The 12,653-nt window shown below is 58.4% G+C and carries 17 protein-coding genes and 1 pseudogene; 4 read left to right on the forward strand and 14 right to left on the reverse strand.

What is annotated here, in order from left to right:
• Positions 1 to 159, forward strand: a complete 159-nt coding sequence (locus I6F37_RS33680; protein WP_225129550.1) for a hypothetical protein — start codon at positions 1 to 3, stop codon at positions 157 to 159.
• An 862-nt stretch (positions 160 to 1,021) separates the two neighbouring features.
• Entirely contained in the window at positions 1,022 to 1,765 is a 744-nt protein-coding gene (locus I6F37_RS33690; RefSeq protein WP_225129552.1) for an OmpW family protein, read from the forward strand.
• Positions 1,766 to 2,207: 442 nt separating this feature from the next.
• Here the strand turns inward: I6F37_RS33690 and I6F37_RS33695 are convergent, their stop codons facing one another.
• The 10 genes and pseudogenes from I6F37_RS33695 to nifB all read right to left on the reverse strand — a co-directional run bounded on the left by I6F37_RS33695 (position 2,208) and on the right by nifB (position 8,542).
• Positions 2,208 to 2,555: a ferredoxin gene (locus tag I6F37_RS33695; protein WP_225129554.1), complete on the reverse strand. Its 348-nt coding sequence runs from the start codon at positions 2,553 to 2,555 to the stop codon at positions 2,208 to 2,210.
• 1,166 nt (positions 2,556 to 3,721) lie between these two features.
• Positions 3,722 to 4,195, reverse strand: a complete 474-nt coding sequence (locus I6F37_RS33700; protein ID WP_225129556.1) for a Rieske 2Fe-2S domain-containing protein — start codon at positions 4,193 to 4,195, stop codon at positions 3,722 to 3,724.
• Positions 4,192 to 4,413 (reverse strand): hypothetical protein, encoded by a 222-nt coding sequence (locus tag I6F37_RS33705; protein ID WP_225129557.1) that lies wholly within the window; start codon positions 4,411 to 4,413, stop codon positions 4,192 to 4,194. The genes I6F37_RS33700 and I6F37_RS33705 overlap by 4 nt, the downstream gene beginning before the upstream one ends.
• 267 nt (positions 4,414 to 4,680) lie before the next feature.
• Positions 4,681 to 5,181: pseudogene (locus tag I6F37_RS33710) on the reverse strand (aminotransferase class I/II-fold pyridoxal phosphate-dependent enzyme); the annotation flags it as partial.
• A gap of 41 nt (positions 5,182 to 5,222) precedes the next feature.
• A complete protein-coding gene (locus I6F37_RS33715) occupies positions 5,223 to 5,492 on the reverse strand; it encodes a DUF6129 family protein (protein WP_225129559.1) in 270 nt (89 codons plus the stop codon).
• Positions 5,493 to 5,526: 34 nt separating this feature from the next.
• Positions 5,527 to 5,886 carry a DUF3024 domain-containing protein gene (locus I6F37_RS33720; RefSeq protein ID WP_225129561.1) on the reverse strand — a complete coding sequence of 120 codons (360 nt, stop codon included), beginning with the start codon at positions 5,884 to 5,886 and terminating at the stop codon, positions 5,527 to 5,529.
• A 14-nt stretch (positions 5,887 to 5,900) separates the two neighbouring features.
• Positions 5,901 to 6,140, reverse strand: coding sequence for a nitrogen fixation protein NifZ (locus I6F37_RS33725; RefSeq protein WP_225129563.1), 240 nt, complete (start codon positions 6,138 to 6,140; stop codon positions 5,901 to 5,903).
• Complete coding sequence (locus I6F37_RS33730) at positions 6,137 to 6,451, reverse strand: nitrogen fixation protein NifZ (protein WP_225129565.1); 315 nt, start codon at positions 6,449 to 6,451, stop codon at positions 6,137 to 6,139. Before I6F37_RS33730 ends, I6F37_RS33725 begins: the two co-directional genes overlap by 4 nt.
• 357 nt (positions 6,452 to 6,808) lie before the next feature.
• On the reverse strand, positions 6,809 to 7,033 hold the full coding sequence (locus tag I6F37_RS33735; RefSeq protein ID WP_225129566.1) for a 4Fe-4S binding protein: 225 nt from the start codon (positions 7,031 to 7,033) through the stop codon (positions 6,809 to 6,811).
• A gap of 9 nt (positions 7,034 to 7,042) precedes the next feature.
• Entirely contained in the window at positions 7,043 to 8,542 is a 1,500-nt protein-coding gene (nifB, locus tag I6F37_RS33740) for a nitrogenase cofactor biosynthesis protein NifB (protein ID WP_225129646.1), read from the reverse strand.
• Between the two features lie 117 nt (positions 8,543 to 8,659).
• Between nifB and I6F37_RS33745 the strand changes: the two genes are divergently transcribed.
• Positions 8,660 to 8,842, forward strand: a complete 183-nt coding sequence (locus I6F37_RS33745; RefSeq protein ID WP_225153930.1) for a hypothetical protein — start codon at positions 8,660 to 8,662, stop codon at positions 8,840 to 8,842.
• Between the two features lie 905 nt (positions 8,843 to 9,747).
• Here the strand turns inward: I6F37_RS33745 and nifT are convergent.
• From nifT to I6F37_RS33765, 4 genes are all read right to left on the reverse strand, one after another.
• Positions 9,748 to 9,972 (reverse strand): putative nitrogen fixation protein NifT, encoded by a 225-nt coding sequence (gene nifT / locus I6F37_RS33750; protein WP_027571421.1) that lies wholly within the window; start codon positions 9,970 to 9,972, stop codon positions 9,748 to 9,750.
• Entirely contained in the window at positions 9,969 to 11,135 is a 1,167-nt protein-coding gene (gene nifS / locus I6F37_RS33755) for a cysteine desulfurase NifS (protein ID WP_225129568.1), read from the reverse strand. The genes nifT and nifS overlap by 4 nt, the downstream gene beginning before the upstream one ends.
• 100 nt (positions 11,136 to 11,235) lie before the next feature.
• Positions 11,236 to 11,472 carry a NifU family protein gene (locus I6F37_RS33760; RefSeq protein WP_306469170.1) on the reverse strand — a complete coding sequence of 79 codons (237 nt, stop codon included), beginning with the start codon at positions 11,470 to 11,472 and terminating at the stop codon, positions 11,236 to 11,238.
• Complete coding sequence (locus I6F37_RS33765; RefSeq protein WP_225129572.1) at positions 11,472 to 11,792, reverse strand: iron-sulfur cluster assembly accessory protein; 321 nt, start codon at positions 11,790 to 11,792, stop codon at positions 11,472 to 11,474. Before I6F37_RS33765 ends, I6F37_RS33760 begins: the two co-directional genes overlap by 1 nt.
• A 263-nt stretch (positions 11,793 to 12,055) precedes the next feature.
• On the opposite strand from I6F37_RS33765, the gene I6F37_RS33770 reads away from it, so the two are divergent.
• Positions 12,056 to 12,646: a hypothetical protein gene (locus I6F37_RS33770; RefSeq protein ID WP_225129648.1), complete on the forward strand. Its 591-nt coding sequence runs from the start codon at positions 12,056 to 12,058 to the stop codon at positions 12,644 to 12,646.
• Positions 12,647 to 12,653 lie beyond the last annotated feature (7 nt).

Consider the following 12,653-nt stretch of genomic DNA (forward strand, 5'->3'; position numbering starts at 1 on the left):
ATGCCGGTCGGGCTCGAAACCTGGCGGACCAGCCGCGAGTGTTGCAAATACGGTACGGCGCTTGATGCGCTGACATTGGAGATGATCGGCAAGAAATTCGAATGGGCTCCCGAAAGCAGCCGCGCCATGCCAATCGTTCAGCTCAGCGCGCCTACATAGGTATGTCGTGGCGACAATCATCTTTTATCAGAAGCCCGGCTGCGCCACTAACGCGCGTCAGATTCAAGCTGAAGTCCGACGTGATCGCCCGAGACATCTTGAAAGATTCATGGGATGCGGAGAAATTGCGCGGCTTCTTCGGCAATGTGCCGGTCAAAGCCTGGTTCAACCGAGCTGCCCCCCGTATCAAGTCAGGCGAAGTCAATCCGATACTATCGACCCGGCAAGCGCGCTCGCATTGATGATAGTCGATCCGCTCCTGATACGACGACCGCTGATCGACGTAGACGGGGCACGATGTGCCGGACTCGATCATGAGCCCGTGCTGTCCCTGCTTGGCGGCAACACGCAAGATGATCTCGGCGGATGCTTGCACGAAGCAAACCGTACGCGTTGTCCGCAGACGTGAGAAACGGGCGGAGGGTACCCACCGCTATCAAGCGAGGCAGAGATGCCGTTTCCCACTTCCGGCTTCCTTCACCGGTAGTAAGCGACGGGACCTTCCCTGAGACGCTCGCACGAGTGACTGCTCCGTAAGGGGCATCGCCTCTATTGCGCTCGAATGCCGCGCTTCTCGCCTGTGTAGTGTGTGAGAGGCCGCCGCAGTTGCCGCCTTTATCGCGCATGACCTCCGCGGCACGGATTGGATCACAGCACCAAGGCGAGAAGCGGTTTCTTGAAGACATTCTGCTCTATTCAATTGAATAACGATCAGAACAGATCACAACGCTTCGCGGCCGTGATCCTTATGCAACTTAGCGGCATAATTGCGCTATGGCCGCTCCCATTTGATCGGTATCAAATCCTCCGCCATTCCCCAGTGTCACAGAGATCTCGCGCGGCTCTTCGCGCCGATTTTGGAATGGAGAATTCGATGAGAACAAGGACAGTTCTGACGAGGGCATCGCTCCTCGCGCTCGCGACCTCGTTGGCCAGCATCTCGGTACAGGCTGCGGATCTGGGTCGGACGCCGGTCTACTATAAAGCGCCTCCGATCGAACCCTTCAATCCATGGATGATCCGCCTGCGCGTGCTTGGCGTTTTGCCGGATACCGCAGGCAGCTCGGTCAGCATCGCCGGGGCCCCCTCGCTGTCCTCACCAAGTTCTGGCCTTTCGATCAGCGATCAAGCCGTACCCGAGCTCGACATCACCTATTTCTTCACAAAAAACGTTGCCGCCGAACTCATTCTCGGCGTGACCAGCCATCACATCAGCGGCAATGGCGCGCTCACTGGCCTCGATATCGGCAAAGCCTGGCTGTTGCCGCCAACACTGACCCTGCAATATCACTTCACCGAATTCGGCGCGCTCAAACCCTATATCGGTGCGGGCATCAACTACACCGCATTCTTCAACCAATCGGCAGCCAATACGTCGCCCGCCGGTCTTGCGGTGACGGATTTGCACATCAGCAACCAATTCGGCGCGGCGGTCCAATTCGGCTTCGATTACATGCTTGATCGTCACTGGGGCCTCAACTTTGACGTGAAGAAGCTGTGGCTGCGGCCGGAGTACTCCGCGACCGTAAACAATGCGATTGCCGTCACCGGGCGCGCCAATATCGATCCATGGCTCGTCAGCGGCGGCGTCACTTACAGGTTCTGACGCTAGAACAGGAGCAGAATGGGGAATCCGTTTGATCATTCCGGACGTACGAGCTCATCGAGCGCGTCCCCTAACCTCACCGCTGTGCAAGCAGGGAGCGAGATGACGCGTCAAGGACGCGTCATCTCACGAGAAGCGGGGAGCCATTCGCAGCATTGCTCTCGCTGTAAGCTACGGATCGCGCGGCATGGAGTGACGGTACACAAACAGATCGACCCAGCATGTGTTCATATTCTTGTTCGCGTTGCAAAAGGCGCCATTTGCCGATCGGCCCGGAGAAAAAAGGCAACACCCGCGCCGAGGTCAATGACCTGCTGTTCGCAGACCCAGAGCGTGAGGCCTCCGCTCAACCTCAGACGATCCTAGCTCCGGGCGGCCAGCTCATGGACTGACAAGCCGTCCATGCTTGCTAGCCCGGGCACGTGGCCGCTGGGCGAAGCCTCTAGCTTCGCTTTAGCACCATCACAAGGCGGTCGACACGTTTGCCCTGCTTGAGGTGGGAGTTTACGATTTCGTCAACGTCCTCAGGCGTGGTCGCGCGATACCACACTCCATCGGGATAGACTACCATCAAGGGACCAGCGTTACAAAAGCCAAGGCAGCCTGCCATCGTGAAGCCAATATCGTTGAGGCCTTGCGCTTCGACCGCCTTGCTCATTCGATCCCACAGGGCTTGCGCGCCAAAGGCGCCACAGCTGCCGTGCGGATGAGTTGGCGGACGCTGCATGTTGCAGGCAAAGACATGATGCCTATAAAGTTGAGGAAGTTCGAATTCGGCTTCTGAGTTCATGCGCCTGTCCTGTGATCAATGGGCTTCATCTGAAAAGATGACAAGGTGCGAGCACGTCGCTCCCACAATCTCTTACGATTAAACGCTGCATCGAAGACTTTGATGCTACTGATTCCCACTCGCGCTTGCCAATGCTGGCGAAATGAGCGGGTGCCATAGTGGTTGTCATCGCTGAAGATCAGCGATAGACACCTTCGCGTCCGGATCAGCCTCTTTGATCAATTCCAACCTCTTCTGCCATCATCGCGACCTTTTTACTCCCGCATCACTTGCTCATCATTCAACTTCTCCAAAGCAAGTTGCACACCAGATGCGTAACGTTCGTTTGTCCAACGATCCCTTCCTTTTCGCGGCGCGACTCACAATTATTGCGCAGGTTGCGACAACGTCGTTCGCTTCTGTTTCGGACACGACAAAACTCGCATAGCATTTGACCTCCCGCCTCGGCCTGCTGCTGTGTTCCGTCGCTGCCGATCTATCGTTTGCTCAACAGATAGCGCCTGTCGCAAGAGCCCAACGAGACAGCGATGATTGCTGAGCCACCTTTGAGGCTGCAGACCAAGCCGGCCGCAATCCCGATTGGCAGGAACGTTAAACCGGCAACGCAGCGGCCCGCAGGCTTCCCACGATACACGTCAAGACGCGCTTGCAGCGGCAAATTTGCGACGAACAACGAGCACCTGCTCACATGCATTTGCTCCTAACGGGTCCTAGCTGACATCCGCTAAGGGCCTCGCACGAACGGAGTGGCATGGCAGTTGCAGCGCAGGCAATAACGCCAGCTGCGTCCGCCGGCCAAAGAGTTTTGACACAGGATCGTCATTCCTCCTCCCCAAACGGTCCTGTCAGTCTGGGCCCCACATTCTCCCAGCCCAGACGATGCCCTCGGCGAACTTCCAGCCGCCGGGGGCATTTCCCTCTCCAACATATCGCCTGCAGTAGGAAGCATGTCCTGCCTGCCCGCTCGATTTGGCGAGCTAGTGCAAGGGCAGCTTCTTGGTGCGACGGAGGTCGCGGAGTGGCAGGGCTGCAATCCGCGCAAGGTGCCCGTTTTGTCTCACAAATCAACAGCCGTGACACGCATCTGCCAACGCTCACGAGTACGACGGCTTCATCCGACGGCAAGGCGCCTCAAGCAGCTTGAGCATAACAAAGCGATAGGCCCGTTAGTCCGGATGGATCGTGATATCCATGGTTTCGTCGCTGTCCGCGAACGGGTCGGCAGACCGATCGTCCTCCAGCAGCCTGACGCCGCACAGGCAGACGTCACCTTCGATCACGGCGAGCGGTACCGGCTCAAGCGATTGTCCATCGCAGGGGCCGTCGATGCACATCCCAGTGTCGATCTCGAATCTTGCGCCGTGCCGGCCGCATCTGAGAAAGGAACGGTCTGACGAGAAAAACGCACCGGTGCCGATGTTAAGCCAGACGCTCTCATGCGGACAACGATTGACGTAACCAAAATAGTCGTTGCCGAAGGTGCGCACCACAATAATTGGAAACGGGCGGCTCTCGCCCCTATCATCGATCCGCGACAGGCTGAAGCCCATGGCCCCACTCCGCTCGAGGGCATCGGCCGGGCAGACGGCAAAAACCTCCGTCTTATCGCTCATCAGGTCGCCGATTATCGGTTCGCTCATCCCGGCCTCGCAGTTTCCTGCTTGAAGGCTTCGATCGCAGTCCGGCTCAGCCGAAAAATCCCGCGGCCACGAGCGAGCGGCCGATAAGCCGAGCTGGCACGGGCGTTCAGGACATCAAACCATTGGATCGGCGTGAGCTTCGCCGGACGCTCACTGATCTGGATCACCCTCCCGTCCGGACCGAAGCGGACGTGGATGATGACTTCTTGCGAGCTCATACCGATCCCCTGTTTTGGCAACTCTAAGGATCCCGACCGTACACCGACGATCTCGACTCGGGCACCTTGGCGCGTGGGGGCTCAAGCCGCGCCTTAGACGCCGCGCCTTTTGTACTATCGAGCAGGTATTCTTCACCCGCTTGGAGCATTTCTCGCGCGGACTTAACACGAGTGCGTGCCTCCAACCGCACGGCGTGCTCCCGCATTTGTGTGGATCACGATCCGCACCAGGCAACGCTGCCACAAGCGACGTATGCTCAATCCGTCCTTGTAGCTCGATCCAATCGCCTCGGTGTAATCCTCCAAAAGCAGCAGCTGATGGCGCTGCGCGACCGCACGCAGTTCCGACCACGGCGCGGGATGACCGTTAGGATTGCCGGCGACAATCGCCCGCGTGTTGGCCGTGATGCGCTCTTTGGCCTTCGCTGGGACTAATGCTCCCGACCAATAATCGACATCTGCAAATACCACTCGTGCGCCCGCGAGACTGGTGGCATGCGCGGTTTCGCGAAAGGAGTAGGGCGAGGCGAAAACCTCCTGCCCCGGGCCGATGCCGAGCGCCTTCAGCGCAAGCAGGAGCCCGATGGTACCACTCGAGACCGCATCAACATATTTGCGACCAAGATAGGCGGCGAAAGCGTGCTCAAACGCCTCAGTGATCCGCCCGTTGGAAATTTGCGGCGAACACAGCAGCGTCTCCACGGCAGAGAGCTCAGAGAAGGTGATATCGGAATCGAACAGTGGAATGAATGATGTATTCTCCTCCACAGTGTGCGCACCATCAAGCCGATACTCTGCTAGTTCAGTGCTCACCGCCGCACATTCCTTTTGGCCAATACGATGCCGGTCGCCCGCGTCGGATCGGCCGTAATCTGCACGCAGTGATCTGATCCATCGATCAGATGAAGGTCGAAACGCGGAAACTGCCGGAACGGCTGATCCGCCACATCCGACGCATCACAGCGCACCCAAGCAAGCTGTGGAAAGCGGTGCCGCAGCTCGACAAACGGACCCATCTCGGCGCGATCGGCTGCAAGCAGCCGCTCGATTTCGATCAATTCCTCCGCGGTGAGCGCCATCGTGGCTCCTCTATGACTCGTCAAAGGCGCGGCGTCATTGCCAGAACAGACGCTCCGGATCCGCATTCAATTCGTCGATTGCAGAAGTCAACCGATGGTAAAGGCTGTAAAATTCCCAGGTTCCTCGCGCGTGGTTCTTGCGAAACAGCTTCCAGATCCCGCTCACGGCATCATAATGAATCAGTGCGACATCGATGAGAGCGCCATCCTTGTCGATGTTGCGCGAGCAACAGGGGCTCTCGACGAGGTAGCCGCCCCTCACCGGCGTCACGTTCGGCGAGACGTAGAGATAACGCTTGCGCGAGCTCAAGCCGCGCTCGATCCGTTTGCGATCGAGTTCGTTGGGGTGAGGCACCAGCCCGGCCTTTACCGTTCTCATCAGCGCGGCATTCATCGCGAAGCCTCCATTCAAAGCACTGTGATTTCTTCTTCAAGACAGCCGATGAGCATCTGCTCACCAAAATCGACAATATAGATCGGCACGTTCGCTTCGGTATGGATCGCGACGTTGATGATCTCGCCGGTCGCTCCGGCCGCGAGCAAGACTCCCTCGGGCTCCATGTCGGGATATGAGTGGTCGTTGATGAGGTCGACTGCGGTTTTGACCCGCTGGCCCCGCTGATATTTCGGAACGCCGGGCTGAGTCATGACTCCTCCGGGAATGGCAGATCATCGATCTCCTCGCACGTGTCCACCGGCTCTAGCTCCTTGCGCTTCATGCCAACGCGGTAGCCGCTTTCCAAAAACTCAACGCCGTAGATGTAGAATTGCTGCAGGAACGTGCCGATCGAGACGACATAACCGACCTCCCCCTTCTTGACTAAGACGTCGCCAATCTCCTTGCCGCGATAGGTGCCATCATTGCGGATGGTGCGATTGGCTCGCAGCTTTTGGCCAAAGCTGAAGACGGGCGGGTCGCTGAGCTCGACGACGTCGCTGTCGCGAACAATGCTGTTCATGTACCGCTCCTCATGCATCGCTCCCTCTAGAGATGTAGGAAGCTGCCTCGCCCACGGCAGGCGAGATCCTGCATCACTTCATACTCGCGCGGCGTGGTCAGTCTCATCGACGACAGCAGCGCTGGGTAGGAAGGCCGCTCTCGGAATCGCGAAACGCCTTGGACCGCCGCGCAGAATGAAATGCCCGCCAGGGCCGTGCTGCCGACCAGCAACAGCACGATCGCAGGGCAAGCCAGCGCAGTCGTCGTCCGTGATGGAGGACCGAACGTCGGCGTCCGCGCCGCCGCCAACGCGCAGCACGAAGCTTGCGACGTTTTCAGCACCCGCTCTTGGCGTGCCGTTCATGGGGTTCACACTTTAGACTGGCGCCTGGTAGCGAGGAAAGGACGTGTCAACCACACAGGTATTGTCGACCGGACAGGCGGCGACGCATTGCGGCTCGTCGAAATAGCCAACACATTCAGTGCATTTCGCCGCTTCAATGACAAAGCTGCCCCCCTTCTCCGAGATAGCAACGTTCGGGCATAAGGGTTCGCAGGCTGAACAGCTCGTACACTGCGAGGCGATGATCTTGAATGGCATATATCCCCCTTAGCCTGCGGAGAAAAGAGATCCTTGCGGGATCGCGGCGTCGCCGCGCTGCGCGTGCTGGATCTCCCCGCGTTTCACCTTATCCAGATAGGATCTGAACCAGGCGATCGCCGACTTCTCAATGAACTCATGGGCATATTGATCGACCGGCTCGATCCCTGCCTTGATCAGATTGCTTTTCGGGCAGCCGCCTATCTTGGAGACGAAGACCGCATGGCAGTCATGGATGCCACGCATGATGGCGGAAAGCCTGTCCTCCTCGCCATAACCGCCCTGGCAGTAAACGTCCACGCGGCGGTGGCCGACGAATTTGGCGCCGGATGTAGAAAGTTCGTAGACCTGGAATTCCTTTGCATGCCCAAAGTGCTCGTTGATCACCCCCGAGCCCTTGGTTGCGACGGCCACTAGAAGAGTGATCGCGCTCATCTCCCCGGCAAATTTCGCAAGCTCCTTTTGGGCGACCGCGACTCTGGCGGCACGCTCATGCTCTACCCTGCCCTGATATGCCTTGCGCATCTCTAGGTCATATTCGACGTCCATTTTCATGACCTGATCGGTGGTGAACTCTGCGCTGCGGTCCTGCCCGAGCAGACCGACCGCATCGGCCCGGCACTGGCGACAATGGCGCATAATTTTTATCTCTCCTTCACAAGCATCTTGCAGCGCCTTCAATTCTTGCGCCGTCGGTCCGCGCTGACCGTTGAGGCCAAATACTGTGCCGTGTTCGGGCGCGGAGATCAGCGGCATGATATTGTGAAGGAAGGCACCGCGCGACTTCACCGCCTTGTTGACCTCGATCAGGTGGTCGTCGTTGATGTTTGGGATCATCACCGAGTTGACCTTGCACAGGATACCTCGTTCGCTAAGCATCTCGAGACCTTGCAGTTGGCGATCGGTGAGTATTCTTGCCGCGTCAATACCCGTGTATCGCTTGTGGTTGAAGAAGATCCACGGATAAATCTTGGCTCCGATTTCGGGATCAACCATGTTGATGGTGATGGTGACGTGGTCAACCTTGGACTTGACGATGGTATCAACATAGTCCGGCAGTGCGAGTCCGTTCGTTGACAGACACAGTTTGATTTCGGGAGCGGCCTTGGCGACCAGCTCGAACGTCTTGAACGTCTTTGCTGGATTGGCCAGAGCATCGCCCGGTCCAGCGATGCCAAGCACCGTCATCTGCGGAATGCTGGTCGCGACCGCGAGCACTTTTCTGACCGCCTGCTCAGGCGTGAGCTTCTCGCTCACCACACCCGGACGCGATTCATTGGCGCAGTCGTATTTTCGGTTGCAGTAATTGCACTGGAGGTTGCAGGCAGGCGCGACCGCGACATGCATACGGGCGTAATGATGATGCGCTTCTTCGCTGTAGCAGGGATGGTTCTTGACCTTTTCCCAGATTTCGGTCGGCAGATCGCCTTGGCCTGCGTGCGAGCCGCAGCTCGCCTGTCCGGTCTTGGCCGAAGCGCGGCAGCGCTTATGCTCGGGGGCGGGCTGCATCATCTTGCCGCTATCCACTGCAGCTTTGACATACTTTCCGCGTTCATTTTCATTTTTCCCTGCTGGCATCATCGCCCCCCAGGACGATCAAAGAAGCTGGATAGCAACTTGCATGCCATGGCGCAGACGATGAAATTGCAGCCATACGCCAAGGAGTTAGCGGAAACCATCGTCGCTGGCGCACGAAAGAAGAGCAATGATGCGCTTGTTGACGATGCGACAGATACGTCGTCATTCTCACGCAGAGCTCCACGGCTTGCGCATGCTCGCGCTAAGCTCGCCGGAACCGGCTCCATCTGAACGGGTTTTCTCGCGTTGCGGCTCCCACGATAGGAGCTGGGGGATCCGGGCTTCATAAGGCCACTAATGGGTGAGCAGTATCTCAACCGTGCAAGGGAACCCAATCGCAAGCGGTGTCAGGCGTTGCTCGAGTAGAAAGCGGAGCTCGTTGCGAGAGAGCGCGTCCCCATCAACGATGGCATAGTGGGTGCTGGCCGAGCGCTTGATGATCTACCGCCGCATAGCTACGCAACAGCTGTTCGTTGAAGCGACAGCCGATCAAGAGAAAGGTCTGTTCGCCTTTCCTTGATGGATGTCCGGAACTGGCGTCTGAATGTCGATTTCGGTCAACGCCTGACGTAGTCCGCGTCGGAGATAAGGAAGGTGTTGGCCGGCTGCACGCTGCCATGCGACTTGTACAGCACCCCCGTCGCCCAGCTGACGGCCACCGCACTGCCGACCTCTCGGCAAGCGAATCGTAAAGGCGATACCAGCGATTTTCGCCAATGCCGACGCGGGTGATACCCTGCACTTCGACCCATCCATCGCGCTTATCCAGCGCCGGGCGCCTGGCGGCATCATACCAGATGTCGACTATGACTCGCAGCGACAGGGACGCAAGATGATGGCGCGACCGCGTCGGCTGAACTGGCCGAGCGAAAGCCCGCGCCATCAATGCCGTCACGGCGGACCGATCTTTGCTGATCTCGACTTGTCGCGCCGACGCCAACGCATTGCCCCTAGCCGGCCGCGGCAGCGGAACCTCGCTCGAAGAAGCCGGGCAACGCCTCTGGCGTGGTCGACATATCGGATCTGCACAATTCGGCGAGGCCAGGACCGAGATGGGGAACAATGCTCGCGGCCCTCGTCCACGAGCGTGGCTTTTGCATCGGCCGCATCGACAAAGTCGATCTTCGGGGGCGCCTTCAGGGATCGTCCCCGTTCTCGCCCCGTTTTTTAGCGTTGATTGTGATCGGTAGCCGTGTGTCGCTCGCCATCTCGGGCAAATCGAGCACCCAGCCATTAGCTACTTTGATCCAGCCGCCCCATAGCGTCTCGTGCTCGGATTCCACGATTGGCTCTTCGAGATCCTTTTTTGGCACGTATATCGACAGGCCCGCGTCCGGAGACCGGCGGATCATGATTTTCACGTGGTCAACTCCTTGGCTGTGACGCAGGAGGTGGCGCGCAGGCGAGCCACGATGTCGGACACTGCGCACACGACCTCATCGACCTCCGCGAACGAGGTTTCACGTGACAGAGAAAAGCGCACCGCGCCGCGCATCCGCCACGCCGGCACCTGCATGGCACGCAGAACATGCGAAGGCTGCATTGAGCCGGAGTTGCAGGCTGATCCGAGCGACACGGCAATACCGGCCCGATTGAGATGGTGGGCGATGGCTTCGCCTTCGAGATGATCGAAGGCAATAGTGGCCGTGTTCGCTAACCGATTGCTGATATCGCCGAGCGCAACGCACTCGCCATTGTGCAAAATTCCCTGCTCTAGGCGGTCGCGCAACGCGCCAATGCGAACGCGCTCCGGTTCGAGCCGCTCCGCCGCGAGCTCGGCAGCCTTTCCCAGGCCGACGATGCCGGGAATATTCTCAGTCCCGCCGCGGCGTCCTCGTTCCTGTGATCCGCCGCAGATCAGCGGCCGGAATTTTGTCCCTTTGCGCAAATATAGCGCGCCGATTCCCTTGGGGCCGTGCAGTTTGTGCGCGGATAGCGACAGCATGTCGATCGCACTGTCCTTTAGGTTTACGCGCACCTTACCGATGGACTGGACTGCATCGGTGTGAAACAGCGCGCCCGCCTCACGGGTCAACCCGGCCAGAAACTCCACAGGGAATATCGTTCCGGTCTCGTTGTTGGCCCACATAACCGAGGCGATCGCTGTGCGTGGCCCGAGCGCGCAGCGAAACGCCTCGATATCGAGCCGGCCGCGGGAATCTACGGGTACGATGTGCGTCTTGACTCCTCTTGCCGCCAATTGCTTGGTTAACGCAAGAACGGCGGAGTGCTCTACCGAGGTGGTGACAATCTCGTCTCGGTCTTCCTGCGTCGCAAGCGCAGAGAGGATCGCGGCATTATTCGCCTCGGTCCCTCCCGAAGTGAAAACGATTTCTTGATCGTATGCGTTCCCTAACAGGCCCCGCAAGCTATGCCGGGCCTGCCTCACAGCGACCGCGACCTCGTCGCCAAAGGCATGCGTCGACGAGGCATTGCCGAATTGCTCGGTGAAGAACGGCAACATGGCTTGTACAACGGATGGATCGGTCCGGGTCGTTGCATTGTTATCGAGGTAGATCGGCATTCTATTCCTCGCTCATCCATTGCCTCGCCTGCAGCAGCAACGGGGACCAGATTCAATTCGCCGAATTGATCAACCAGCCGCGCCTGAATGCCTTCCAGCGTCACCCGCGAAGTCTACAAACCGTGCAGGCACCGGTCAGCGTGACCATGATCCTGCTGCTGCCATCGATGCCTATCAGCTGACAGTCGCCATCATCGCGTGGCAGATTGGGGCGTATCTCTTCGAGAGCCCCGCGAATGCGACGCTTTAGGTCTGTCGCAGTGGACGACGATTGCCTCAGTTGTTCGGCCGGCATGCTTCGATATGTCCTCTTCATCAGCTGAACGATTTTTTTCATCAGCTGAACGATTTTCCGCAGGAGCAGTTCGCGGTGGCGTTCGGGTTGTGAAAGGTAAAGCCAGAACTCTCCAGTGCCATCACGAAATCGATGGTCGTGCCGACCAGATGCTCACGGCTCTTGTTATCGACGAACACCTTCAACCCGTCGCATTCGATCACGGTGTCGTCAGGCTTCGGTTCCTCGGCCAGGCCCATCTTGTATTTAAATCCATTGCAGCCGCCTGCTTCGATCATGACGCGCAGACCGCCGGTCGGGTGCGCCGACGATGAAATCGCGCTCTTGATTGCATTCACTGCGCTGTCCGTCAGGTTGATCACGGCTTTCCCTCATCAGCTTGGATCTAGCTGTTAAGGGCAAGTCACGTGCCAGCGCGCAGGCGCTTGATGATGCGCACTTTTTCGGACCGCGCCTGTTGACTTTGGAACCGGTGTTGGGTTCCTGACACGACTAGGCGCGGCCCCCTGACGCGTTTTCTTTCTAAGCTACGCGCGGGCAGCTACGCATGCAACGGCAAGCAATTTGCATCGCATCTGGCACCGGCCAAGGCGTCGGTGAAGAGCTTAGATCGAGGACGAATTTAATGACTGCAATCGAGAACACCGCACTCGGCAGATTTGAGAAGGAGGGCCGCCTGCTCAACGCCGTACTCAAAGGCGCGACTACCAAGCCGGGCCGGTTCGGCTTTCGTGGCGACGTCGCACTGAAGTTCCAGACTCAGGTCGCCGACGAGAAGCGACCGCCGGACTATTCGATCGAGCAGGTTCTGACGATCGCGCAGGACGGAGAACGCACTATTCCGGTGCTGGCCGGCTACCTACACTCCTTCGCGTATCTTGCTGACGTCGCGACCGTCCTTGACGGCGCCTTAAGCCCAACCGGCAGCTACTTCATGTTTTGCAACAACATCGATTTGCTGGCGAAATATCGAATCAAGTTCGGTGATATCAACTTTCACGTCTTGCCCTGCGATGAATCGACCGTTTGGAAGGAGATGATGGAGCTGGTCGGGCTCAACAAGGACGACATCAAGAAGCTCGATCCGGGCGGCAAGCTTGATTACCTCCTCGATGCCGCAAAGGATCTCGATCTGTCCTATGAGGAGATCTCTTACGACGGCGGGCTAAAGAGGATGGAGCCGGTGAAAAACCGCAACGAGAACCGCCCGGTCTGAGGCGGTC

The sequence above is a fragment of the Bradyrhizobium sp. NBAIM08 genome, assembly GCF_020193935.1.
Lineage (GTDB): Bacteria > Pseudomonadota > Alphaproteobacteria > Rhizobiales > Xanthobacteraceae > Bradyrhizobium > Bradyrhizobium yuanmingense.

Bases quoted from the DNA above. Each gene is read 5' to 3' on its own strand.
- I6F37_RS33715 (WP_225129559.1), bottom strand. From the start codon at position 5,492: ATGGCGCTCACCGCGGAGGAATTGATCGAAATCGAGCGGCTGCTTGCA.
- I6F37_RS33725 (WP_225129563.1), bottom strand. From the start codon at position 6,140: ATGACTCAGCCCGGCGTTCCGAAATATCAGCGGGGCCAGCGGGTCAAA.
- I6F37_RS33705 (WP_225129557.1), bottom strand. From the start codon at position 4,413: ATGAGCTCGCAAGAAGTCATCATCCACGTCCGCTTCGGTCCGGACGGG.
- I6F37_RS33760 (WP_306469170.1), bottom strand. From the start codon at position 11,472: ATGAAAAAAATCGTTCAGCTGATGAAGAGGACATATCGAAGCATGCCG.
- I6F37_RS33770 (WP_225129648.1), top strand. From the start codon at position 12,056: ATGACTGCAATCGAGAACACCGCACTCGGCAGATTTGAGAAGGAGGGC.
- I6F37_RS33680 (WP_225129550.1), top strand. From the start codon at position 1: ATGCCGGTCGGGCTCGAAACCTGGCGGACCAGCCGCGAGTGTTGCAAA.
- nifB (WP_225129646.1), bottom strand. From the start codon at position 8,542: ATGCAGCCCGCCCCCGAGCATAAGCGCTGCCGCGCTTCGGCCAAGACC.
- I6F37_RS33695 (WP_225129554.1), bottom strand. From the start codon at position 2,555: ATGAACTCAGAAGCCGAATTCGAACTTCCTCAACTTTATAGGCATCAT.
- I6F37_RS33745 (WP_225153930.1), top strand. From the start codon at position 8,660: ATGGCGCAGACGATGAAATTGCAGCCATACGCCAAGGAGTTAGCGGAA.
- I6F37_RS33735 (WP_225129566.1), bottom strand. From the start codon at position 7,033: ATGCCATTCAAGATCATCGCCTCGCAGTGTACGAGCTGTTCAGCCTGC.
- I6F37_RS33720 (WP_225129561.1), bottom strand. From the start codon at position 5,886: ATGAATGCCGCGCTGATGAGAACGGTAAAGGCCGGGCTGGTGCCTCAC.
- I6F37_RS33730 (WP_225129565.1), bottom strand. From the start codon at position 6,451: ATGAACAGCATTGTTCGCGACAGCGACGTCGTCGAGCTCAGCGACCCG.
- nifS (WP_225129568.1), bottom strand. From the start codon at position 11,135: ATGCCGATCTACCTCGATAACAATGCAACGACCCGGACCGATCCATCC.
- I6F37_RS33700 (WP_225129556.1), bottom strand. From the start codon at position 4,195: ATGAGCGAACCGATAATCGGCGACCTGATGAGCGATAAGACGGAGGTT.
- I6F37_RS33690 (WP_225129552.1), top strand. From the start codon at position 1,022: ATGGAGAATTCGATGAGAACAAGGACAGTTCTGACGAGGGCATCGCTC.